At 66.5% G+C, this 21,106-nt stretch carries 18 protein-coding genes; 9 read left to right on the forward strand and 9 right to left on the reverse strand.

What is annotated here, in order from left to right; translation table 11 throughout:
- Positions 1–598: 598 nt before the first annotated feature.
- Positions 599–1,132 (reverse strand): hypothetical protein, encoded by a 534-nt coding sequence (locus BACI71_RS03875; RefSeq protein WP_159755277.1) that lies wholly within the window; start codon positions 1,130–1,132, stop codon positions 599–601.
- 17 nt (positions 1,133–1,149) lie between these two features.
- Positions 1,150–1,419, reverse strand: a complete 270-nt coding sequence (locus BACI71_RS03880) for a GlsB/YeaQ/YmgE family stress response membrane protein (protein WP_159760830.1) — start codon at positions 1,417–1,419, stop codon at positions 1,150–1,152.
- 221 nt (positions 1,420–1,640) lie between these two features.
- Here BACI71_RS03880 and BACI71_RS03885 point away from each other — a divergent pair, with 221 nt between their 5' ends.
- From BACI71_RS03885 to BACI71_RS03905, 5 genes are all read left to right on the forward strand, one after another.
- Positions 1,641–3,053, forward strand: coding sequence for a PAS domain S-box protein (locus BACI71_RS03885; RefSeq protein WP_159755280.1), 1,413 nt, complete (start codon positions 1,641–1,643; stop codon positions 3,051–3,053).
- Positions 3,054–3,542: 489 nt separating this feature from the next.
- Complete coding sequence (locus tag BACI71_RS03890) at positions 3,543–3,950, forward strand: CopG family transcriptional regulator (RefSeq protein ID WP_159755283.1); 408 nt, start codon at positions 3,543–3,545, stop codon at positions 3,948–3,950.
- Positions 3,951–3,964: 14 nt separating this feature from the next.
- Positions 3,965–5,017 carry an extracellular catalytic domain type 1 short-chain-length polyhydroxyalkanoate depolymerase gene (locus tag BACI71_RS03895; protein ID WP_159755286.1) on the forward strand — a complete coding sequence of 351 codons (1,053 nt, stop codon included), beginning with the start codon at positions 3,965–3,967 and terminating at the stop codon, positions 5,015–5,017.
- A 638-nt stretch (positions 5,018–5,655) separates the two neighbouring features.
- On the forward strand, positions 5,656–6,576 hold the full coding sequence (locus tag BACI71_RS03900) for a hypothetical protein (RefSeq protein ID WP_159755289.1): 921 nt from the start codon (positions 5,656–5,658) through the stop codon (positions 6,574–6,576).
- 58 nt (positions 6,577–6,634) lie between these two features.
- Positions 6,635–7,393 carry a metallophosphoesterase family protein gene (locus BACI71_RS03905; protein ID WP_159755292.1) on the forward strand — a complete coding sequence of 253 codons (759 nt, stop codon included), beginning with the start codon at positions 6,635–6,637 and terminating at the stop codon, positions 7,391–7,393.
- Between the two features lie 717 nt (positions 7,394–8,110).
- On the opposite strand, the gene BACI71_RS03910 is transcribed toward BACI71_RS03905, so the two are convergent.
- Positions 8,111–8,476 (reverse strand): hypothetical protein, encoded by a 366-nt coding sequence (locus BACI71_RS03910; protein WP_159755295.1) that lies wholly within the window; start codon positions 8,474–8,476, stop codon positions 8,111–8,113.
- Between the two features lie 311 nt (positions 8,477–8,787).
- Here BACI71_RS03910 and BACI71_RS03915 point away from each other — a divergent pair, with 311 nt between their 5' ends.
- Together BACI71_RS03915 and BACI71_RS03920 are read left to right on the forward strand one after the other, a co-directional pair.
- On the forward strand, positions 8,788–9,660 hold the full coding sequence (locus BACI71_RS03915; protein ID WP_159755297.1) for an SDR family oxidoreductase: 873 nt from the start codon (positions 8,788–8,790) through the stop codon (positions 9,658–9,660).
- Between the two features lie 177 nt (positions 9,661–9,837).
- Entirely contained in the window at positions 9,838–10,833 is a 996-nt protein-coding gene (locus BACI71_RS03920; protein ID WP_159755299.1) for a glucokinase, read from the forward strand.
- A gap of 10 nt (positions 10,834–10,843) precedes the next feature.
- Here the strand turns inward: BACI71_RS03920 and BACI71_RS03925 are convergent, their stop codons facing one another.
- The 5 genes from BACI71_RS03925 to BACI71_RS03945 form a co-directional block, all read right to left on the reverse strand.
- The gene (locus tag BACI71_RS03925) at positions 10,844–11,158 is read right to left on the reverse strand and encodes a hypothetical protein (protein WP_236552802.1); all 315 of its coding nucleotides are present in this window, start codon (positions 11,156–11,158) and stop codon (positions 10,844–10,846) included.
- Between the two features lie 9 nt (positions 11,159–11,167).
- A complete protein-coding gene (locus BACI71_RS03930; protein WP_159755302.1) occupies positions 11,168–12,007 on the reverse strand; it encodes an exonuclease domain-containing protein in 840 nt (279 codons plus the stop codon).
- A gap of 20 nt (positions 12,008–12,027) precedes the next feature.
- Positions 12,028–12,591 carry an alpha-ketoglutarate-dependent dioxygenase AlkB gene (locus BACI71_RS03935; protein ID WP_201297286.1) on the reverse strand — a complete coding sequence of 188 codons (564 nt, stop codon included), beginning with the start codon at positions 12,589–12,591 and terminating at the stop codon, positions 12,028–12,030.
- A gap of 228 nt (positions 12,592–12,819) precedes the next feature.
- Entirely contained in the window at positions 12,820–15,000 is a 2,181-nt protein-coding gene (locus BACI71_RS03940; protein WP_159755305.1) for a putative bifunctional diguanylate cyclase/phosphodiesterase, read from the reverse strand.
- Between the two features lie 305 nt (positions 15,001–15,305).
- Positions 15,306–16,442, reverse strand: a complete 1,137-nt coding sequence (locus BACI71_RS03945) for an endo-1,4-beta-xylanase (protein ID WP_159755308.1) — start codon at positions 16,440–16,442, stop codon at positions 15,306–15,308.
- Positions 16,443–16,588: 146 nt separating this feature from the next.
- Here BACI71_RS03945 and BACI71_RS03950 point away from each other — a divergent pair, with 146 nt between their 5' ends.
- Both BACI71_RS03950 and BACI71_RS03955 read left to right on the forward strand, forming a co-directional pair.
- A complete protein-coding gene (locus BACI71_RS03950; protein ID WP_159755311.1) occupies positions 16,589–18,886 on the forward strand; it encodes a putative bifunctional diguanylate cyclase/phosphodiesterase in 2,298 nt (765 codons plus the stop codon).
- A gap of 74 nt (positions 18,887–18,960) precedes the next feature.
- Complete coding sequence (locus BACI71_RS03955) at positions 18,961–20,346, forward strand: M20/M25/M40 family metallo-hydrolase (protein WP_159755315.1); 1,386 nt, start codon at positions 18,961–18,963, stop codon at positions 20,344–20,346.
- Between the two features lie 157 nt (positions 20,347–20,503).
- Here the strand turns inward: BACI71_RS03955 and BACI71_RS03960 are convergent, their stop codons facing one another.
- Entirely contained in the window at positions 20,504–21,085 is a 582-nt protein-coding gene (locus tag BACI71_RS03960) for a TetR family transcriptional regulator C-terminal domain-containing protein (protein WP_159755318.1), read from the reverse strand.
- Positions 21,086–21,106: the final 21 nt, after the last annotated feature.

A 21,106-nucleotide genomic window follows, 5' to 3' on the forward strand; every position in this document is an offset into this window, starting at 1 on the left:
AGATCTGGCTCGCTGCTATAGCATTGGCTCATGTAACGGGCGGCACTATGATGTGTCGGTTAGCGTGCAGCCCTTGAATTGCGACGGGACGAGGAATGGGACCGGGATGGGTGGCATGGAGTTTAGGGATCGCCGCGTTGCTCGGTTGGCAGGTCCCCGGCATGGCTGACTAACCCGGTCACGTCACCGGCATCGGTGGCATCTTCGTCAAGAGCAAGGATCCCAAGGCGTTGGTGCGCTGGTATAAGGAGGCGCTGGGGCTCGACGTTGCATCATGAGCCGGGGCAGCGCTGCCCTTCGACGCGCCCGGGCATCCGCCGAAGGTCTCGTGGATGGCCTTCCCAGGTAGCACGCGGTCGGCATGCCGGTCAGCGGGCCGCCCTGCGCCGGGGCAAAAGAAGCTCGTGCCGCGTCACCTTGGTCGCGCCGCTCTTTGCGGCGCGCAACGGACCCCGGTCGATCAGGTGAAGCACCGCGTCCTGTGTCCGGGACCAACCGCTACGAGACGAAAAACAGCAGCGCGATCCTGAAGACAGGTGCTGTCAGAAGCATGAGACGAGCCGAAGCTGATGCTCCGGCTCGTCGTTTTCGCGGAAGGTCAGTAGTTCAATGAGCGGGAGCGGCGCGAATTGTGCCCGCCATTGCGATGCAAGATGTCCGCTGCCGCCTCGGCAGAGAGGTCGTTGACGCTTGTATCGACCGTGACGAGCACGCCGCCGCGGCCAAGGCGTCCGCCGTAATAGTCGATGTCGTCCCGATCGATCCCGTGCTTGCCGAGCGTCTCGTTCAGCGTTCCGGCCGCCGCCCCGGCCGCCGCGCCGATCGCCATCGCTCCGGGCACTGCGGATGCCGCGATCGCCCCCGCAGCGACGAGCGGGCCGACGCCAGGGATCGCCAGCGCGGCGACGCCGAGGCCCGCCCCCAGGGCGCCACCGCCGAGGATGCCGCGGGCAATGCTGCCGTGCTCCTCGTCCGTGACGTCACCGGTGGCGTCCGCCGTCGTGGTGACGCCTTCGTGCCGCGTGATGACCGAAAGGGCGCGATCGGAGATTCCGGCGTCGCGGAGCTCGGCAACCGCGCGCTGCGCCTCCGCCTCGGTGTCGAAGATGGCCGAAGCCGTTTGCATGTTCATCGTTGTCACTCCGGCAATCAGCGGACAGCGCCGCGGCGAAAGAGGTTGATGATGGCGAGCAGCACGATCGCCCCCAGCAGCGAAACAACGACCGACTGGATGCTGATCGTGCCGCTGGTGATCGGCGCGCCGCCGATCAGCGGCGTGACGACGAAGCCGGCGAGCAACGCGCCGACGATGCCCACGACGACGTTGAGCAGGATACCCTGCTGCCCATCGGTGCGCATGATCATACTGGCGACCCAGCCGATCAAGCCGCCGACGATAAGAAGAATGATGAGGCCCATGATTGGTCGCTCCGTTTGTTGAGTGATGGGATGGAAACGAGCCGAACGGCGACCGTGTTCAAAACGGGCGTTCGCCTTCACGCGCTGCGGTAGTCCTTCTGCACTACTGCTTCTGGTAGGCGGCCGGGGAACGGCACTGCGTCGCATCGGGTTTAGCATTGATGGCTACCTCTTCAGCTTCCGCCGATCAACGCCCCGAACTGCGCCATATGGAGCAGTTGATGGCGCAGCTTATGGACGGCGTGATCTTGCTGGATCCGACCGGCGTCATCCTCGGCGCCAATCCTGCCGCGCTGGCGATGCACGGGGTCGAAAAGGTGGAGGAACTGGGTGGAACGGCGGAGGGATATGCCCGACGCTTCACGCTGTGGACCTCGGAGCATCGTGCACTGCCGCACCGTGACTATCCGATCTTCAAGGTGCTGGCCGGAGAGAGCATCCCTGACATGGTCGTGGAAGTCGCGCCGGCCGGAGAGGAGGAGGCGCGCTGGGTGCATCAGGTGCGCGACGTCAGTATGGACGTGGACGGTGGCGAGCCGGACTATCTGGCCGTCGTGCTGAGCGACGTCTCCGGACGTTACGATGCGCAAGCCCGTTTCGACGCCATGTTCCGCGCCAATCCCGCCCCTGCGATCATCGTTCGTCATCACGACATGAAGCTGGTGGCGGCGAACGCGGGTTTTCTCGCGCTTACCGACTTCCGGCAGGACGATCTGCTCGGCCGGTCACTTTTTGGCCTCGACCTGATCGGCGGCCTGCCGGACCGGTCGCGTGTGCAGCGGCAGATCGAGGATGGCGCCGTCGTCCCGCAAACGGAGGCCGAGCTGTTGGTCGCGGACGGAACGCGCCGCCTGGTGCTCTTCGCCGGTCAGCCCATCGATGTCACGCAAGAGGATGCCTTGCTGTTGACCTTCGCCGACCTGCAGCCGCGTCGGGAGGCCCAACAGTCGCTGGCAACCAGCGAGCGTCACCTGCGGGCCGTGTTCGAGATGGCACCGGTGGCGATGGCAATCGTCCGCGTATCCGACCAGCGGCTGAAGAGCGTCAACGCCGCTTTTTGTGAGCTGACCGGTTATGACGCAGGGGCGCTGGTGGATCGCACCGCGCGCGAGGCGGGCTGGTGGCACGATCCGGACCAGCAGGGCTTGCTCGACGCCCGATCCGAGGAGGAAGGCGCGATCCGGGATCGCGACCTGCGCATCGTCACGCGCGCCGGAATGACGGTGGACTGCCTCGCGTCGGCGGAGACGATCCGCCTTCAGGGCCACGCCTGCGTGCTGTGGGTCTTCCAGGACGTGACCGAGCGCCGCAGGAGCGATGCCGAACTCGGTGCGGCAATCGACGAGGCATTGAAGGACGCGAACTGGCTGAGCCGCTCCATTCTCGACCGGCTGGCCGCGCTGCGCAGGCCCGCGCCGCACGTCGCCCCGGTCGAACTCAGCCCGCGCGAGCGGGAAGTACTCGATCTCGTCTGCGACGACCTAGACGATGCGGCCATCGCCGAACGCCTGGCGATCTCCCGCAATACCGTGCGCAATCACGTCGCCAGTATCTATGCAAAGATTGGGACCAACCGCCGCAGCGGCGCCGTGGTGTGGGGTTGCGAGCGCGGGATGGGTTCGACACGGAACTGAAAGACAATGCGGCGCCTGCCGGTTGCCGGTTCGAGTCTCATCTCGACAACAGCTTCGGAATCGCGTGCGCGTAATCGATGAGCAGGTCTGATAGTTGCCAGAGTTTCTTTCTGCGTGATCGTTGGCGGAACGTCAAAGTACGGGGCCGGCTTTCGATTGCTCAAGTCCCTGACCTATCCTTGAAGTGGCGCTGGCAAGAGGACTGAGGCGATCTCCACCGCGTCGAGCAACGCCCATATTCCATACGCGCGGGCTACCTACTGAATAGGCTCCGAAGGCTCGACCTTGCGATCGATCCTGGGAACGGCTGCATCAAGGTCCAATTTACTGCACCTTGTGGCTCGTGAGGTCCCTTTTACACGATCGCTCACGATGCGCCGCCCTTCTGAGTCCTGCCGTACGTGCCCATCGACGCGGCACCGCGCTGCCCGGCTTGTAACAAGATGCGGCGTCGCCATATACCATCCAAGTGGATGGTGGAGCCGAAACATGCCTCAGCAGGCGACCAAGGCGCTGGACAGCGAGAAGATCACGATCAATCTCGGCTATGTCGATCTTGGTAACGTCGACCTTCTCATCAGGGAGGGCTTCTACAGCAACCGGACCGACTTCATCCGTACCGCTATCCGAAGCCAGCTGGAAAGGCACGGCGACGCCACGCGTGCGTCCGCCAGGCGCAGACGGCTCCAGCTCGGCCTGTGCCATTTCTCGGCGAGTGACCTGGAGGCGGCACGCGACGCAGGTGAGGTCCTGGATATTCGCGTTCTCGGCCTCGCCACCATCGCGTCCGACGTCACCCCCGAACTCGCACGCGCGGCCATCGGCTCGCTGACCGTGCTGGGCGCGCTTCACGCCGATCCCGCGGTCAAGGCAGCGTTAGCCGATCGCATTGTCTGAAACGGAGAACGTCGATGACCTTACCATCTTCACTAGCAGAAGCGCTACGGCGCACGCAGTCCGGCGACTTGACGGGCGCGACGGCGCTGATCCGCGCCGCGTTGGGTGGCGGCGCCGACCGGCGGCCCATCATCGCACCGCTCGACGTCGTGATCGATCTCAAGTCCGAGCGCACAGTGGACGCCCCGAGGCCGCGGGACGCGACGGCGCGGCGGGGCTGTTTTGAGGAGCGTGTCCACGACGGCCCCGCCGGACGGCTTGCGTACATGCTCTATCGGCCTCAGACGTCTTCGCCTGGCATGCCATTGGTGATCATGTTGCACGGCTGTACGCAGTCGCCGGAGGACTTCGCGGCTGGCACCGGCATGAACCGGCTGGCGGAAGAGCTTGGCTTTCTTGTCGCCTATCCAAGACAGACGCAGGCGGCCAACCAGCAAAGGTGTTGGAACTGGTTCCGGGCCGGGGACCAGGTGCGTGGACGCGGCGAGCCTGCGCTCATCGCCGGGGTAACACAGGACGTGATCCGTATGGAGGATGCCGACGCCACTCGCGTCTACGTCGCAGGATTGTCCGCCGGCGGTGCGGCGGCCGCCATCATGGCGGACACCTACCCTGACCTGTTCGCGGCGGCAGGCGTTCATTCCGGTCTTCCTGCCGGTGCGGCGCGAAATTTGCCGGGTGCGCTGTCGGCCATGAAACAGGGAGCCGCCTTCAAGGACAGGCGCAAGATTGCTGCTCGGTTCGTGCCCCTCATCACATTCCACGGCGACCGCGACGGGACGGTCAACGAGGCGAATGCGTGCGACCTTGTGGCAGCGGCAACAGCGGCGGCGGGCGTTTCGATCAAGGTTGAGACGGAGACAGGCGTCGCAGGCGGGCGAAGCTTCGCCCGGGCGCTGAGCCGCAACGCGGACGGAAGAGTGCTCATCGAACAGTGGACCGTTGCTGGCGCCGGCCATGCATGGTCTGGCGGTGACACGGCCGGCTCCTACGCCGACGCCGCCGGCCCGAACGCGTCACGCGAGATGCTCCGGTTCTTCCTCGATCAGAGGCATGCCGCTGAATGACGGCTGCTCCGCGGATCAGCCACACGCTCGTTGTTCGACTGCCTGAGACCGGACCTTCGTTCATCTCCCAAGCGGGAATGACCGAGCGGTTTTATGCGCAGCCTTACGCGGCTCGGCCCATGAAGCGAGCTGCGCAACGCCACGTCCGGCGACGTGGCTGGCACTTCGCCGAGGGCTCGACGCGATTTGCTGTCGAGCAGCCTGAGCGGCCGGCGCCAGCGATAGATCATCTCCCGCATCTCGCGCACTGTCTCGTTGAAGGACACCATCGCGTGCACGGCCAGCAACTATAAGTTCATGTACCAACGCACCCGCTTGCGGTCATTCTGCAGCACCAAGACCGATGCTGAAGACACTCGCTCTTCCATTGCAGACACAGCCCCGGCTCCTGCGCCCGTCAACGCCGCTCGCCGACGTTGCCCGCAGCTGCTGCGCCGCCGTGCAGGCAAGCTCGGCCGCTCGCAGATGCGCGTTTGGCCGCGCTGCTGCGCGTGCCGATGCCCTGATCTGATCGAACCTTCGGGATGATGGCGACCTAAGGGATATTCGCGAGAAATCGGACGTTTAGGGCGAGCCTGCTGCTATTGGGCGAGCGTGCTGTCGCGCGGGTCGTGCCACCGAAGCGAAATGGAGGTGGCATGAAGAACCAGTCGTTATTTGCAGCCGTCGCATCGATGGCGTGCGTGGCAACCCCGGCGCTCGCGCAGGACCGTCCTACGTTGCAGAAGACGAGCCTCGACGGGGGCAGCGCGATTTCGCCGTCGAGTGCAACGGCGACCGTCTCGGCGAGCAGCGTTCCGCAAGCGATGGAGCGGCTGGGGGGCGACGATACGAGCGTCGATCTGTCGCTGGGCACGCTGTATGGGGCTGGCAAGTTCGGCACCAACTCCACCACGACCATCTGGAGTTCGGCGCTCGGTGCCCGAGCCCATGTGAAGAACCTGACCCTTTCGGCTTCCTTGCCGTGGATGCAAATCCGCAGCCGGTCGACGATTTTCACCGGCATCGACGCGACGCCGGTGCTGGTTGCGCCGAACACGTCGACCACGAAGCGAACAGCGGAGGGATTTGGCGACCTGACGCTCGGGGCGGCCTATACGATCGCGCCGACGAATATGCCGGTGGAAGTCGAGCTTTCTGCCCGCGCCAAGATCAACACGGCAAGCAACAGCAGCGGCCTTTCCAGTGGCGCAAATGACTATGCCGTCGGTGCGGATGTCTCGCTGCCGCTGGGTGCGGTAACGCCCTTCGCCTCTTTCACCTACCGCTTCCTCGGCAATACCGACGCTTTCGTGCTGCGCGACGGTCCTGCGGCGTCGACGGGGGCGTCGGTCGCGCTTGGCCGCGAGGCGTTTCTCGTCGCGTCCTACCATTATTCGAGCGCTGCCACCCGGCAGGTGTCCGCGGCGCACGAGCTGTTCGCGGGTGCGTCACAGCGCATCGCGGGAACGCCCCTTCGCCTGACCGGCTTTGTCACCACCGGTCTTTCGCGCGGTGCTGCAGCCATCTCGGGCGGAGCCGCGCTTTCGATCGGGCTTGGTTCACGGGCGGGGCTATGATGTGCGCCGGTGACGAAAGAAGCGGCTGAGCGCGATGCAACCTGCCCATCCACGCGAAATGATCGAGCGCATCTATGCGATCGGGGACGTGCATGGTCGTCTCGACCTGTTCGCCAAGCTGATCGCGCGCATCGGCCGCGATCATGAAGGCAGGTCACCCGGCGCCGCGAGGATCATCCTGCTGGGCGACATCATCGACCGCGGCGCCGATGGTGCGGCGATGGTGAAGGGATGCATGAAGCTGACGACCGCAAGCGATCACTTCATGGTGCTGAAGGGAAATCATGAGGAGATGATGGTACAGGCGCTGGCCGGCGACCTGAAAACCTACCGGGCATGGCTGGAGTTTGGCGGTCGCGAAACGCTGCTCGGCTGGGGCGTCGACACGGCGGCGGTCACCGCCGACGCCACCAGGGCCGATCTGCGCCGCGCGGCAAAGACGGTCGGGCCAGAGGTTCTGACGTGGCTCGACCAGTTGCCGCTCTATCATCAGCACGACGGCTTCATGTTCGTACATGCCGGCATCAGGCCCGCAATACCCCTCCGGCAACAAGATCCAGGTGACATGCTCTGGATTACGGATGATTTCCTCGAGTCCGAGCTGGACCATGGCAAAATAGTCGTACACGGGCACTCGATCGTCGATGGCGGCCCCGATCTGCGACCGAACCGCATCGGCATCGATACCGGCGCGTTTCGCACCAATCGCCTGACGGCCATCAGGATCGAGCAGGGTGATGTCTGGTTTGCCGACACGGGCGGAGTGGACGATTTCCTGCCGTTATTGACCGATAACTACTCGGCCCAGCTACGATGAATCTGCTCGACGCCTTTGACGATGAGCGGCTGAACGCCGATCTGGCCGCTATCCTGTGCCTGCACGATGGTGGAGACACGCCATCGATCGGTCACCGACCCACGGGACGGCGAAGTGCACTCACGAACGCACTGCGATCACCACGCGCATCGGCGACGATCGGAATCTCGGTCTTTATCGCCATGCTCGGAACCACCGCCTTCCTGATGTATCATCCACCCGGTGGGCAACCGGGTGCGGTCGTTCCCCCGCCTTCCGCACCCCGGCCGAGCGCGAGCAAGGAAGCTCCGGCTCCTCTGCCCGTCGCGGCACGCATCGAAGAGGACGCGTCGCCGGTCGCGCTGGCTGCGGGTCCGTCGAACGGGGCGAGCCGTGGAAGCAGGCACGTCCGGCGGGCGCCCGGATCACGCCGCGACGTCCACCCACGACAAAATGATGCAACGATCGATGTTGCAGCCACCGAAGGCGAGCTCAGCACGCCTGTCGGCGTAGAGCGTCGCAGAAGGCCTGGTGACAGAGGCGCAACCGATCTCGCCCAGAATACTTCCCCGTTGCCGCTACAGAGTGTCGAGGTTTCTGCTGACGACCGGAGCATCGCACCACCTGTTCCCGACGACGCTGGCGCCGAAGATCAATCGGCGCGGGTGCGACGGAACAGCGTCGCTGCAATCCGCGCGCTACGCCGCCAATGGTAGATCCATAATATCCACCGTTCGCCTAGGCATCATAATAGTTCGAGAAGCCAACCCGCCGTCGGCGGTTTCGCGTCTTAAGTGCCCAAAACGACAGCATGACGCCGATCAAGGGCGGCAAGCACAATAAGTAGGTAGCCTCGCTCCGATCGAAGACGTTGGCAATCCCGCCAGTAATGACGGTGGCCGCCGTATAAAAGACGCAAGCGATCAACACCCGGCTTCTTCTGACGCGCTCATAGGCCGCAAACGGCAAGATGACGACCAAGGCCAGTACGCCGAAGCACAACGGCACCAGCGCGGCGATCGCCACATCGTGCGCATAGGCCGAAGCACCAATGATCGCCGTCAGAATAACCGAAATCAGGCAACACCCTCTTAATAATTCCATCGGGAACTTTCCTGTTGATGGATCGTGATCCGGTTGTGCTGCAAGCCGTCACTCTCGCAGAAAAGTAGCTTGTCGCTATATGATAAGGGTCGCACTGGCAAAATCGAAAAACGCTGAGGATTTTAACGACGTCGCGCTCAAGCCAGACCGCAACCTGCGGCGGCCGCGGGATCGGCAGCGCTTCCGCCGTCCACCACCGACGCGAAGGACCCGCCCTGACCATAAGCGGTCCGTGAGCGATATGGCGCGGTCGGAGGGCACGTTCCCGGTCGCGGGCCGTTCCCACCCGACCAACGATACCAGGAAAAGCCATGAGCGACCCCCGCCAGAACCAGCCGACGCGCTTCCCTGATGAGCCGCGGCAGCCCCGCCCGGGCCTGACGGCGAACATGCGAACCAAGCCCGATCATGGCGAGGAGAGCTATGTCGGCAACGGGCTGCTCACGAACAAGGTCGCCCTCATCACGGGCGGTGATTCCGGGATCGGTCGCGCCGTCGCGATCGCCTACGCACGTGAGGGAGCGGACGTCGCCATCTCCTACCTGACGGACGAGCAGGTGGACGCGGAAGAAACCCGCCGCTGGGTCGAGAAGGCGGGTCGCCGCTGCCTGTTGCTTCCCGGCGACATCCGCGAACGCGACCACTGTATCGCTCTGGTCGAGCGCACCGTCGAGGCGTTCGGCAGCCTCGACGTACTGGTCAACAACGCCGCGGCCCAGACGATGAACGACGGGCTGGACAGCATCGACGACGATGAAATGCAGGGCGCCTTCGCCGCCAACGTCTTCGCGATGATCCGGCTGGCCAAGGCCGCGGCGAAGCACATGAAGCCGGGTGCAGCGATCGTGAATACGACCAGCGAGCAGGCGAAGGTCGCGAACAAGGCCATGATCGTCTACGCCGCGACGAAGGGCGCGATCTCCAGCCTGACCGTCGGGCTTTCGAACCTGCTTGCGAGTGAAGGCATCCGGGTCAATGCGGTAGCGCCCGGTCCGATATGGACTCCGATCCAGCCGATCGCCAAATCGCCGCAAGAACTGGAGACGCTCGGCCACGACACGCCGCTTGGCCGCGCCGGGCAGCCCGCCGAGCTTGCGCCCGCCTACGTCCTGCTTGCCTCGTCCGGGGGCAGCTACATGTCGGGCAACGTCGTCGCCGTCACCGGTGGTGTCCCCGTCTCCTAGGGTGAGCCGCCGCCAGCGGGCGCGGCCGGTCAAACGTACCGACCGCGTCCGGGCTGACCGATGTCGAAAAGCAATGCCGAACCCCGCGCTCTTCGGCCAAATACCTGACGCGTCTCGAGATTTTCAACAATCTGAAAGAATTCGTCCGCTACGTGGGGACATAGCGAGAGGGTTGACATGGGCAGCCTGGCAGAGGGGATGCACATGGATGCCGCCGGGATCGTAGGGCATGTCGGCCGCAAGGGACTGCGGTTCGCGCTGACCGACCGGGCCGGGGAAGTCGTGCCGGGCAGCATGCGCCTTTACGGGTCCGAGCACGGCTCGAGCGTCTCCGGCACGCTGTCGACCTTCCAGCGCGACTCCGGGCTCGGGCGCTTGCCCGAGCGATCCGCGATCGCCGTGGCGGGGCTCGCGCGCGGCGACGCGATCTCGATCACGCACACACCCTGGTATGTGTCACGCTCCGGGTTGCGCGCGATGCTCGGGCAGCCACCGCTGATCCTCAACGATTTCGAGGCCGAGGCGTGGGCATTGAGCGACCATCGCCACGGCGCGCTGCTGCCGCTGGGGGCCGCGCCGACAGTGGCGTTGCAGGCGCCGGGGACCTATTGCGTGATCGGCATGACCTCGGGGCTCGGCGTGTCGGTGCTTGTTCACAAACCCGACGGCAGCGTGCGGGTGCTCGCTACCGAAGCCGGTCACGCGGGTTTCGCGCCGGCTTCGCGCGCGATGGCCGAGCTGGTGGCGGCAATCTTCCCGAACCGCTATCCGGTGGTCGCCGAGCATGTGATCTCGGCGACCGGCCTCGTCGCCATCTATAACGAGCTGGCCAGCACGCAGAAGCTGGCGAAACGCGCCACCAAGCCCGAGGACATCACACGCCTCGCCAATATCGACCCGCTGGCGCGGCAAGCCTGCGAGCGGTTGTGCGAGGCCTTCTGGACCTACACCAGCGGGCTTGTGCTCACTCTTGGTGCCTGGGACGGCGTGATCGTGACCGGCAAGCTGGCGATGGCGCTCCGCGAAATCCTGGCGCTGGAGACGATGGCCACGGCTTTCCATGGTACCGGCAAATACATGCGGGTGCTGGCGACCGTGCCGCGCGCGGTGACCGCACTCGACCATGGCGAACTCAACGGCGCCGCGCGCGCGCTGGGCCCCCGCTTCGACTGACCGACCGCGCCTACAATCCCGCCTGATCGATCATGGTGGCGATCTCCACCGGCAGGCTGGCCGAGTCCTTGGGCAACAGCCGGTTCAGCGCGGTCTGCACGCGCGTGCGCGCCACCTGATAGGCCTTGTGACGGATCGCGCGCGTCGCGTTGGTGCGCCACGAGCGGCTCTCGCCCAGCAACGCCGCCCATTTCGCCTCCTCGGCTTCCAGAATCGACAGCGCCAGCCGCAGCCCGTCCCGGCGTCCACGCGCGTAATCGTCGGGTTGCTCCGGCTTCTCCATCGTACCGGTCACATCGACCATCGGGTGGCGCATGGCAACCATGCCGCCCCGCTAGCGCGCCGCATCCGCCAGCTCCTGCCGGATCTCGGCCTCGGTCACGATCCGCACTGCGGCACCCGCGTCTCGCAATGTCGCGGCCCGGCGATGTTCGGCATGCGCAGTGACGAAGCGGCCGAACGGCTGGTCCTCGCTGATGACGAGGCGGGTCGTCGTCGATCCGACCGCCGCCATCACGCGCGCGCCGGCGGCGGCAAGGCAGCGCGCCAGCGCGCCGTTGCGCGCGGCCCCCAGGATAACCACGCGTTCGCCGCGCAGCGGCCCGCCCGCCGCCGCGCGCGGCGCCTTGGCGCCGGCCGGGGTGGCGGGCGCCAGCCAGCCGGCGAGATCCATTCCGGTATGTTCGATCGCGCGGACGATCACCATCCCGGCCGCGCGCGCGTCGCTGAGCGCGTCATGATGCCGGTGCGGCACGCCGAGGAACCGCGTCAGGACGTTCAGGCGATGGCTGGGCAGGTCCGGCCACGCGCGCTTCGCCACCCGCACGCTGTCGAGCCAGCGCGCCTCGATCGCCTCGCACCGGTGGATCGCGCAGGCCGCCGCAAGCGCACCCTTGTCGAACATCGAATGGGCAACGGTCACCCGCCCGGTCAGATGACCGTGAATGACCGCATGCGCGTCGCCGAAGGTCGGCGCGCCGTTGACGTGGTGCGAGGTGATCCCGTGGATGCGGGTGTTGAACGGCGAGAAGTCGTCGCGCGGGTCGAGCAGCGTCTCATAGGCGAACGTCTCGCGCCCGTTCCTGAAGCCGACGATGCCGATCTGGCAGATGCTGCTGACCCGTGAGCATGCCGTCTCCACATCGACGACGACGAAATCGGGCGCGTCGTCCACGCCCCCTGTCGTCCCGATCGTCACGACCGCGCCGCCAGACTGCGGAACGTGATCGACCAGCGAGTCTGTGCCATCTCGGCAATGCTATGCTCCCAGTCGTACCGCGCGGGTCCGCGCATGTGGTACGCGCCACGCGGGTCGAGCGGCAACGTCACGCGGTCGAACCCGTCTGCACGGCGGCGGCGAAAGCGCATCGCCGCCGGCGCCCCCAGCGAGATGCCGATGACGTCGCCATAGATCGGCCGATCGCGATGCCAGCCGATCCCCGCGCCGGGATCGTAACGGATCAGCAAGGCCTGGATCAGTGCGTCGGCAGCCAAGCCGGCGAAGGCCGCCGCGCGGTCGCGGATGGGGCGCAGCCAGTCGGGCAACGGCGGCGCCGCGCGCGGTTGCCCCACCTCGAAGTCGTAGTTCCAGCCGAACGAGGTCGTCAGACGCTTGCCCGTCCAGCCCTGAAAACGGAACGGTTCGAGGTCGGTTGCGTCGATCCGGTCGATGAGCATCTGCTCCTCGTCAGCCGAGATCAGTGCCGCTTGCGTATCGAGCCCCGGCAGTGCCGGCGCGTCGAACAGGTCGCGCATCATGGCGGCCCTCGACGAATGGCATCGCAGCGACGCAGCCGCCTCCATCGACAGGCCGCCACTCCCGGTACGAAGGTCCTGATCGCCGGGTCGATTTCGCTGAAATCACGCATCGGCTGACAGACGTAATGCCGCCGGGCCGATTTGCGAGCGCAAACCCGCATCGGATCACGATCCGCACGCGCGGGGTAATCGAAAAAGCAGGTGCAATCCCCGCCACGACGACAAGGATTATCCGGCGGGGATCGTTGCGCCGCCGTCCAGCAACATCACCGCTTGGCCCGCCGGCATCGGTCGGCCGAACAGATAGCCCTGCGCCAGCGGACAGTGACGGTCGCGCAGATAAGCGGCCTGCTCCTCGGTCTCGACCCCTTCCGCGACGACCACGATCCCAAGGCGTTGCGCAAGGCCGAGCATCGCATCCACGATCGCGGCGCCGTCATGGCGATCGGAGAGATCCGCGACAAAGCTGCGATCGATCTTGATCACGTCGACAGGAAAATCGCGCAAATGCTTGAGCGAGGCGTAGCCGGTGCCGAAGTCGTCGAGCGCGATGCTCACCCCGGCGCGGTGGAATAGCGCCAGCGTGTCGCCGACCTGCTCGTTGCCGCGCCCGATGAACACCGTCTCGGTCACCTCCAGCTCGATCAGCGCCGTCGGCAGCTCATGGCGGCGCAGCTGCGTCATCACCCGCTCGAACAGGTCGCCGCTCCGGAACTCGGCCGAGGAAAGATTGATCGCCACCGGCACAAGCGTCGCGCCGGCGTCGCGCCAGCGCGCGAGATCGAGACACACCTTCTCCAGCATCCGGTCTCCCAGCGCGCTGGCCACGCCCAGATCGTCGAAGGCGGCAGTGATCGTATCCGGGCCCTGGATGCCAAGGCTGTCGTGCCGCCATCGCAGCAGCGCCTCGAAGCCCGACAGCGTGCCGTCGGTCAGCCGCACCTTCGGCTGGTAGAACGGCACAATCAGATCATCGCGCGCGATCATGCGGGCGACCGACAGCATCGACGCGCGCCGCTGCAGGCCCGCGCGCATCTCGGGCTGGAAGTGCGAGATCGCGCCGCGGGCGCCAACCTTGCCGGCGTAAAGCGCGATATCGGCCGATTTCAGCAGCTCATAGGCGTTGCGCCCATCCGCGGGAAATCGCGCTGCGCCGGCGGTCGCCTGACAGTCGATCGTCATGACATCGGTCACCAATGGCTCGCGCAACGACGTCAGCGCCGACCCGACCCGCGCGTGCACGCTCTCGGCCGCCGACGTCTCGATGATGGCCGCGAATTCATCGCCGCCCAGGCGTGCCACCAGCGCCTTCTCGCCGAGTGCCGCTCGCAGGCGTCCGGCGACGGTGCACAACAGCCGGTCGCCGATGTCATGCCCCATCGCGTCGTTGATCTCTTTCAGATGATCCACATCGAACAGCGCGAGTGTCAGCACGTCGCCTTTCCCGTCCTGCTGTCGCTCGATGGCCTCCTCCAGCAGCCGGCTGAACGTCGCGCGATTGGCGAGCCCGGTCAGCGGATCATGCTCCGCCGCCCAGCGGATGCGCTGCTCGGCGGTGATGCTCCGGGTCACGTCGTGCACGGTGACCAACACCCGCTCGATCCGGTCGCTCGCGGCCTTGACGCGCCACCCGGCGGTCTGGATCCAGCGGATCGCGCCGTCATCGGCCCGCTTGATCCTCAGTGTCACGTCGAAGCGCGCCGCGGCGCTTCCCTCCGGAATGGAATCGAGCAAACGTTGCAGCAGCGGCCGGTCTTCCGGAATCACCAGCGCCAGCGCGGTCGCCGGATCGGCGGGGACCTCGCTCCCGAACCCCAGCATCGTGCGGAACTCATCCGACCAGGTGAGCTGTTTCCGCGCGACATCATAGTCCCAGATGCCGATGCTTGCCGCCTGTGCCGCGAGGCGGAAGCGCTCCTCGCTGGCCAGCAGGGCGGTTTCGGCGTGCTTGCGATCCTCGATGTCTTCCAGCGTGCCGAACCAGCCCACCAGGTCGCCGGCCTTGTCGCGGTAAGGCGATGCGTGCGACCGGAACCATCGGTAACGCCCGTCCCTCGCCCGCAGCCGGTAGTCGATTCCGATCGGCGTATGCGTGGCGAGCGCGCGATCCCAGGCGTCAAGCGTCCCACCTACGTCCGCCGGGTGCAGCGCGTCGACCCATCCCCAGTCGAGCGCCTCGGCGATCTCGATGCCGGTGACGTCCTCCCACCGCGCGCTGACGGTGCGTACCGCGCCGCTCTGGTCCGCGCTCCAGCTGATGTGACGGGCAAGCTCGACGCTGATACGATAATGTTCGGCCGGATCGACGACGCCAAACCACCCTGTGTCCGGAGGCGCATCCGCCGCGGCCGGCAACCGCGACCTTTGTCCGGTCGCCAGCCCCCGCGTCATCTGCTTGTGCCGCCGCATGTACCCCCCGAGTCGACGGCAGGTTAGCACCCGGCCACAGCAAAGTCGTTAAAGAGCAACTGTTTAGCCCTGCGCCTGGAGCGGTCCGGACGACGACGCCGGCACAGACCCGGCGACGCGCGCAGACGTTCCGGAACTACCCGCAAGGCTCGCGGGCGGCGTCCAGCTGGATGTTACGCCAACGTCGATCGTTTCACGTGCCGTCCCGTTCAGGACGGTGACACGTCGTCGGCATCGACAGGGGCGCTGCCCGGCTGGCTGCGTGTGCCTGCGGTAGCAGCGTCGCGACGCCGCCTCCGCTTACCTCACACCGGTCGCGACGGCGCGGCCGCCAGCGCCTGCGCGATCGCCATGCGCAGCGGCTTGGCGCGATAGTCGGCGTCATAGGGACAGGGTCGACGTGCCGCCTTGTCGGGGCGCGGCTCGAACGGGCCGATCCAGCTGAACCGGTCGCACAATCCCCACGCGACCACGTCGCGCAGCTGCGGATAGGCGAACATGACGTCGAGATAGCGCCGGGCGTAATCCGCGACGCCGCGATCGCGCGCGACAGGATCCGCCGGCAGGCCGTTGTCGCGCACATCCAGCTCGGTGATGAGCAGGCGATAGCCCATGCCGGTCACCGCATCCAGGAACTGGCGCCAGTCGCGCTCATACGCCCGCGCACTGCCGCTCGTGTCCGGACCGGCGGTCACGATATGCGACTGCACCCCCAGCGCATGGACCGGTACCCCCCGCCGCCGGAACCCTTCCAGCAGCCGCAGCACCCCGGCGCGGTGGGCGGCATTGCCCGGCTCCCAGCTCATATAATCGTTATAGACCAGCTCGGCATGCGGTGCGTGTTCGTGCGCGGTCCGGAAGGCGAGATCGAGCGTCGCTTCCGTGCCCCCGAGCGCGCGGCTGAGCGCGGTTTCCTCGAGCGCCCCGGTCTCGGGTGTCACCGCTTCATTCACCACGTCGTAACTGGCGATCCGTTTGCCGTACCGGCCCGTCACCGTCGCGATATGCTCGACGAGAATGGCGCTCGCCGCCGGCACCGGACGGGCGCCGAAGTCGTATTTCTCCAGCCACGCCGGCATCCATTTGCGCCGTTGCCACAGCAGATTATGGCCACGGACCGCCATCCGGTTCTGCATGCCCCACGCCACGATCCGGTCGAACGCTGCAAAGTCGAATTGCCGGGGCGCGGGCCTAAGATGCTGCCACTTCATCTCATTTTCCGCCACCAGCAGGCCGCAGTCGGTACGGAGCAGTGCGGCGTAGGCAGTGTTGTCCGCGGAGGCACCGTTCGCCCGCGCCGACAATGCCGACCCGAAGCGAAAGCCATTGCGACGGGCCGTTTTATCAAGGCCCTCGTCAACCGCCGCCGCGGACTGCAACGGCAGCAAGGGAAGCGCAAGCGCTCCGGCCAGACTCGCCCTTCTCGTAAACCGATACGTCATGCTTGCACCTTGCGCAGCCCGGTCAGGGCGATAAATGTAAAAGCTTTCCCCGCATTCTGCGCGACGATCGCCCGCTGCGCCAGCGGCCTACGTTAACTTGATGTTGACAATTGTCCGGCATGAAAAGCGCGGGGAGTTTCAACGGCTTGCGCAAAGATCGGTATCAAGCGGCCACGCACGCGCGCCGCCGGTTCGTCGGCGCGGTGGCCCTGCCGATCGCGTTGCTCGCGCTCGGGCTGACCGCGACCGTCTTCTACGCGCTGAACACCGCCTCCAGGCAGGCCGACCTCGTCTCGGCGAACCGGCAGGGTCATGAAGCGCAGCTTGCGCTCGACGATGCCCTTGACGAACTGGCACAGAGCCAGTCCGGTGTAGCGATCTGGAGCCCGCTGCTGCGCGAACTTTACAAGCCGCGTCCGGATTGGAACTGGATCGACACCAATGCCGGCACGTTGCTGAACTACGTCTTCGCGCATGATGTCGACATCATCCTCTCGCCTGACGACATCCCGGTCTACATGATGCAGAACGGCGTGCGACGGACCGCGCCCACGCGCGCCGCGCACCTCTATCTCCGCGCCGCCGCACCGCTGATCGACGCCGTCCGGGCGCGGACGCGGCGCCTGCCGAACCGCCATGAGCGGCTGCCGGGCCAGCCGATCGCCGGCCATTCAACCGTACGCACCTCGCCCAACGCGATCCACGCCACCAGCACCGTCGCGGTGGGTCAACATCCCGCCGCGATCAGCGTGATGCGCATCGTTCCCGATGGCAGCGACGGCGACGCGCCCGCCGGGGCGGCGCCGCTGCTGCTGAGCGTCCGCTATCTCGACCGTTCATTCGCGCGGCAATTGGCGTCGGTGCAGCTGCTGGCCGGCGCGCGCGCCACCATCGGCCCCTTGCGCAGCGGCGAGCATGGCGTCGCGCTGATCGCCGAGGATGGCGCGCGGGTCGGCACGCTCGCGTGGCGTCCGGCACGCCCGGGCCTTGCCGTGTGGAAGGCGATGGTACCGACCGCCGCCGCCGTGCTCGCCGGGCTGCTCGCGACGGTGGCCGCGCTGCTCGGCGGTGTCGGACGATTGATGCGGAAGGATGCCGCCACGCTCGACCAGCTCCGCGTGGCGCACCTCGAATTGCAGGCCAAGGAAGCACAGGCCCATCGTCTCGCCTACCACGATCCGCTGACCGGGCTGGCGAACCGCACGCGGCTGATCGCGGCGCTCGACGATATGGTCGGTGCCGGCGCCGCCGACGGCGTCCGCGCGGTGCTGCTCATCGACCTCGACCGCTTCAAGCAGGTCAACGATACGCTGGGGCATCTCGGCGGCGATCAGCTGATCCGGCAAGTCGCGATGCGGCTCGAGGCGCTGGTGCTGCCGGGCGATCTGGTCGCGCGGCTGGGCGGTGACGAATTTGCGGTATTGCTCGGCGCGCGCAGCGACGAAGCCGCGGTCGAAGCGGTCGCCGTCGCGATGGTGTCGGCGATCCGCGAGCCGTTCGTGGTGCTGGGCGCGAGCGTGCATATCGGTACCAGCATCGGCATCGCCTGCTTCCGCGATGCGCAGGGCGACCGGACCGAGCTGATGCGCACGGCCGATATCGCCATGTACCGCGTCAAGGCAGACGGGCGGAACGGCCATCGCTTTTTCGCCGCCGACATGGACGAGAGCGTCAAGCTGCGCCGCGAAATCGAGGAGGATTTGCGCGCAGCCCTGACGCGCGACGGCGAGTTGCTCGTCCACTACCAGCCGCAGATGGATGGCAGCGGCAACCGGGTGATCGGGGTCGAGGCGCTGCTGCGCTGGCAGCATCCGCATCGCGGCTGGCTCGCGCCGGCCGCCTTCATCAACGTCGCGGAGGAGAGCGGGCTGATCGGCGCACTGACCCGCCGCGTGCTGCGCGATGCGTGCGGTATCGCGGTGGCGTGGCCGGGCTTGTCCGTCGCCGTCAATATTTCGCCGGTGCAGTTCCGCTCGCGAACGCTGGCCAACGAGTTGATCGCGATCGTGCGCGAAACCGGCGCGCGTGCGCAGCAGATCGAGCTGGAAGTCACCGAAAGCGTTCTGCTCGACAACGACGAGGTGGTGCGCACGACGCTGGGCGCGCTGCGCCGCGCGGGTTTCCGGATCGCGCTCGACGATTTTGGCACCGGCTATTCGAGCCTGAGCTACCTGAGCAAATTCGAGGTCGACAAGATCAAGATCGACCGCAGCTTCATCCAGCGGCTCGGCGAGGCCGACGATGCGGCGGCGATCATCCATGCCGTGGTGCGACTGGGCCATGCCATGGGGCTGCGCGTGACCGCTGAGGGCGTCGAAACCGGCGTGCAACGCGCCTTTCTCGAGCACGCCGGCTGCAACGAGTTGCAGGGGTTCCTGTTCTCGGAAGCGGTGCCGCCCGCCGCGCTGGAGCGCCTGCTCGGGCGACTGGAGCGAGCGGCGTAGCGGACCCGCCGCACCCCGGTTGCCTTTTTGCTGCGACCGCGTAGCTTCAACAAGCAGCGGGCAAGGAGAAGATCATGAAGCGCCATCGGGTTGATTCCGGACTCCTTGCTGCCCTGCTGTGCGCCACGCCGCTCACCGCCCTCCGCGCCGAACCCCGCAGCGACGCGCAGGCGCTCGACATCGCCAGGCGCGCGATCGCCTTTCGCAGCGTCGCCGGCCCGGGCAACCAGACCCCGCAGCTTGCCGCCTATCTGAAGTCGGTGCTGGTCGAGGGCGGGATCACCGACGTCACCGTTACGCCGGTCGACGATACTGCCTATCTGATCGCGCGCTGGCCAGGGACGGATCGCGCCGCCAAGCCGCTGGTGATCTCCGGCCATATCGACGTCGTCGAGGCCAAGCCCACCGACTGGCAGCGCGATCCGTTCACCCCGGTAATCGAGAACGGCTATCTCTACGGCCGCGGCGCGACCGACATGAAGCTCGACGCCGCGGTGACGATCGCGGCCTTGTTGCAGATGAAGCGCGCCGGGTATCGCCCGCGCCGCGACATCGTGCTTGAATTCTCCGGTGACGAAGAAACGCGCATGAAGACCAGCGCGATGATTGCCGAGCAACTGAAGAACGCCGAGCTGGTCATCAATATCGACGGCGGCGGCGGGCGGCTTGGCGAGGACGGGCGTCCGCAATTCTTCACCTGGAACGGCGCCGAGAAGACCTATGCCGATTTCGAGCTGACCGTCACCAACCCCGGCGGGCACAGCTCCGCACCGCGTCCGGAAAATGCGATCAATCAATTGTCCGCGGCGCTGGTGCGGATCGGCAATTACCGCTTCACCCCGCAGCTCTCCGATCTGACGAAGAAGTTCTTCGAGGAAGCGGCCAAGCAAAAGACCGGCGACCTCGCCGCCGCGATGCGCGCGTTCGCCGCCAACCCGGAGGACGAGAAGGCGATCGCGACGCTGGCCGCCGACCCGGCCTATGTCGGGCAGATCGGCACCACCTGCGTCGCGACGATGGTCAGCGGCGGCCATGCGCTCAACGCGCTGCCGCAGCGCGCGACCGCGAACATCAACTGCCGCATCTTCCCGGGCGTGAAGCCGGCGGACGTCATGGCGACGCTCAGGCAGGTCGCCGCCGAGCCGAAGCTGACGATCCACGACGTCAGCGAAGGCTCGGTCGCCAACGACGCCTCGCCGATGCGGGCGGATTTCGTCGCGGCGGTGACGAAGGCGGTTGCCAAGACCCGTCCGGGCGTGCCGGTATTCCCCAGCATGTCGGCGGGCGCCAGCGACAGCATGTGGTTCCGTTATCACCACGTCCCCAGCTATGGCGCGAGCCCGACCTTTATCAAGGAGTCGGACGATTTCAGCCACGGGCTGAACGAGCGGACGCCGATCGACAATATCGCACCCGGCATTGCGTATTATGAATCGCTGTTCACTGATTTGTCCAAGTAGGACGGTTTCGGCTCAGCCCGTGACGCAGCGTTCCAGAGATTAGCTGGTCCGTCATTGCGAGCGCAGCGAAGCAATCCAGGGCGTCCCGGTCCGGCCCTGGATTGCTTCGCTGCGCTCGCAATGACGAACGAAGGGCGGATCGCGCCGTGATCCAATTTTACAGTCCCGCCAGATACTCCGCGGCGATGCGCCGCGCCTCTTCGGCGGAAAAGCTGTCCGGCGAGAGGCACAATTCCAGCCAGAGCCCATCGACCAGCGCGGTGACCCCGATCGCGGCCAGCCGCAGCCGCTCGGCCGCCACGCCGCAGTCGGCGAGCAAGGCCTCCAGCCGCGCGCGGAACGCCGCGTAATGCTGCTCATGCCGACCCAGCATCGCCGGGTCGCCGCGCGCAAGGCTCCATAACGCCAGCCAGGTGGCGAGCAGCGCGGGATCGGCAATCGGCGCGGCGAAATTGGCCGCGACATAAGCGCCCAGCCGTGCGCGCGGCTCGGTCCCCGCGGCGTCGACCGCCGCCTCCAGCGCCGCCTCGACCTGCGCCGCGACATGGTCGTAGGATGCCGCGACCAGCCGGTCGACCCCGCCGAAATGATGCGTCACCAGCCCCGGCGACACATGCGCCGCCGCCGCGATCATCCGCACCGACGCGCCCGCCGCCCCGCGTTCGGCCAGTACGCGCACCGTCGCCTCGATCAGGTCCCGGCGACGATCGTTGGCACTTGCCCGCTTGCTCAACGGCACACCCTGTTATACGTTCGTGCA

Source organism: Sphingomonas sp. 8AM, from assembly GCF_902506455.1.
In the GTDB taxonomy this organism is placed as follows: domain Bacteria; phylum Pseudomonadota; class Alphaproteobacteria; order Sphingomonadales; family Sphingomonadaceae; genus Sphingomonas.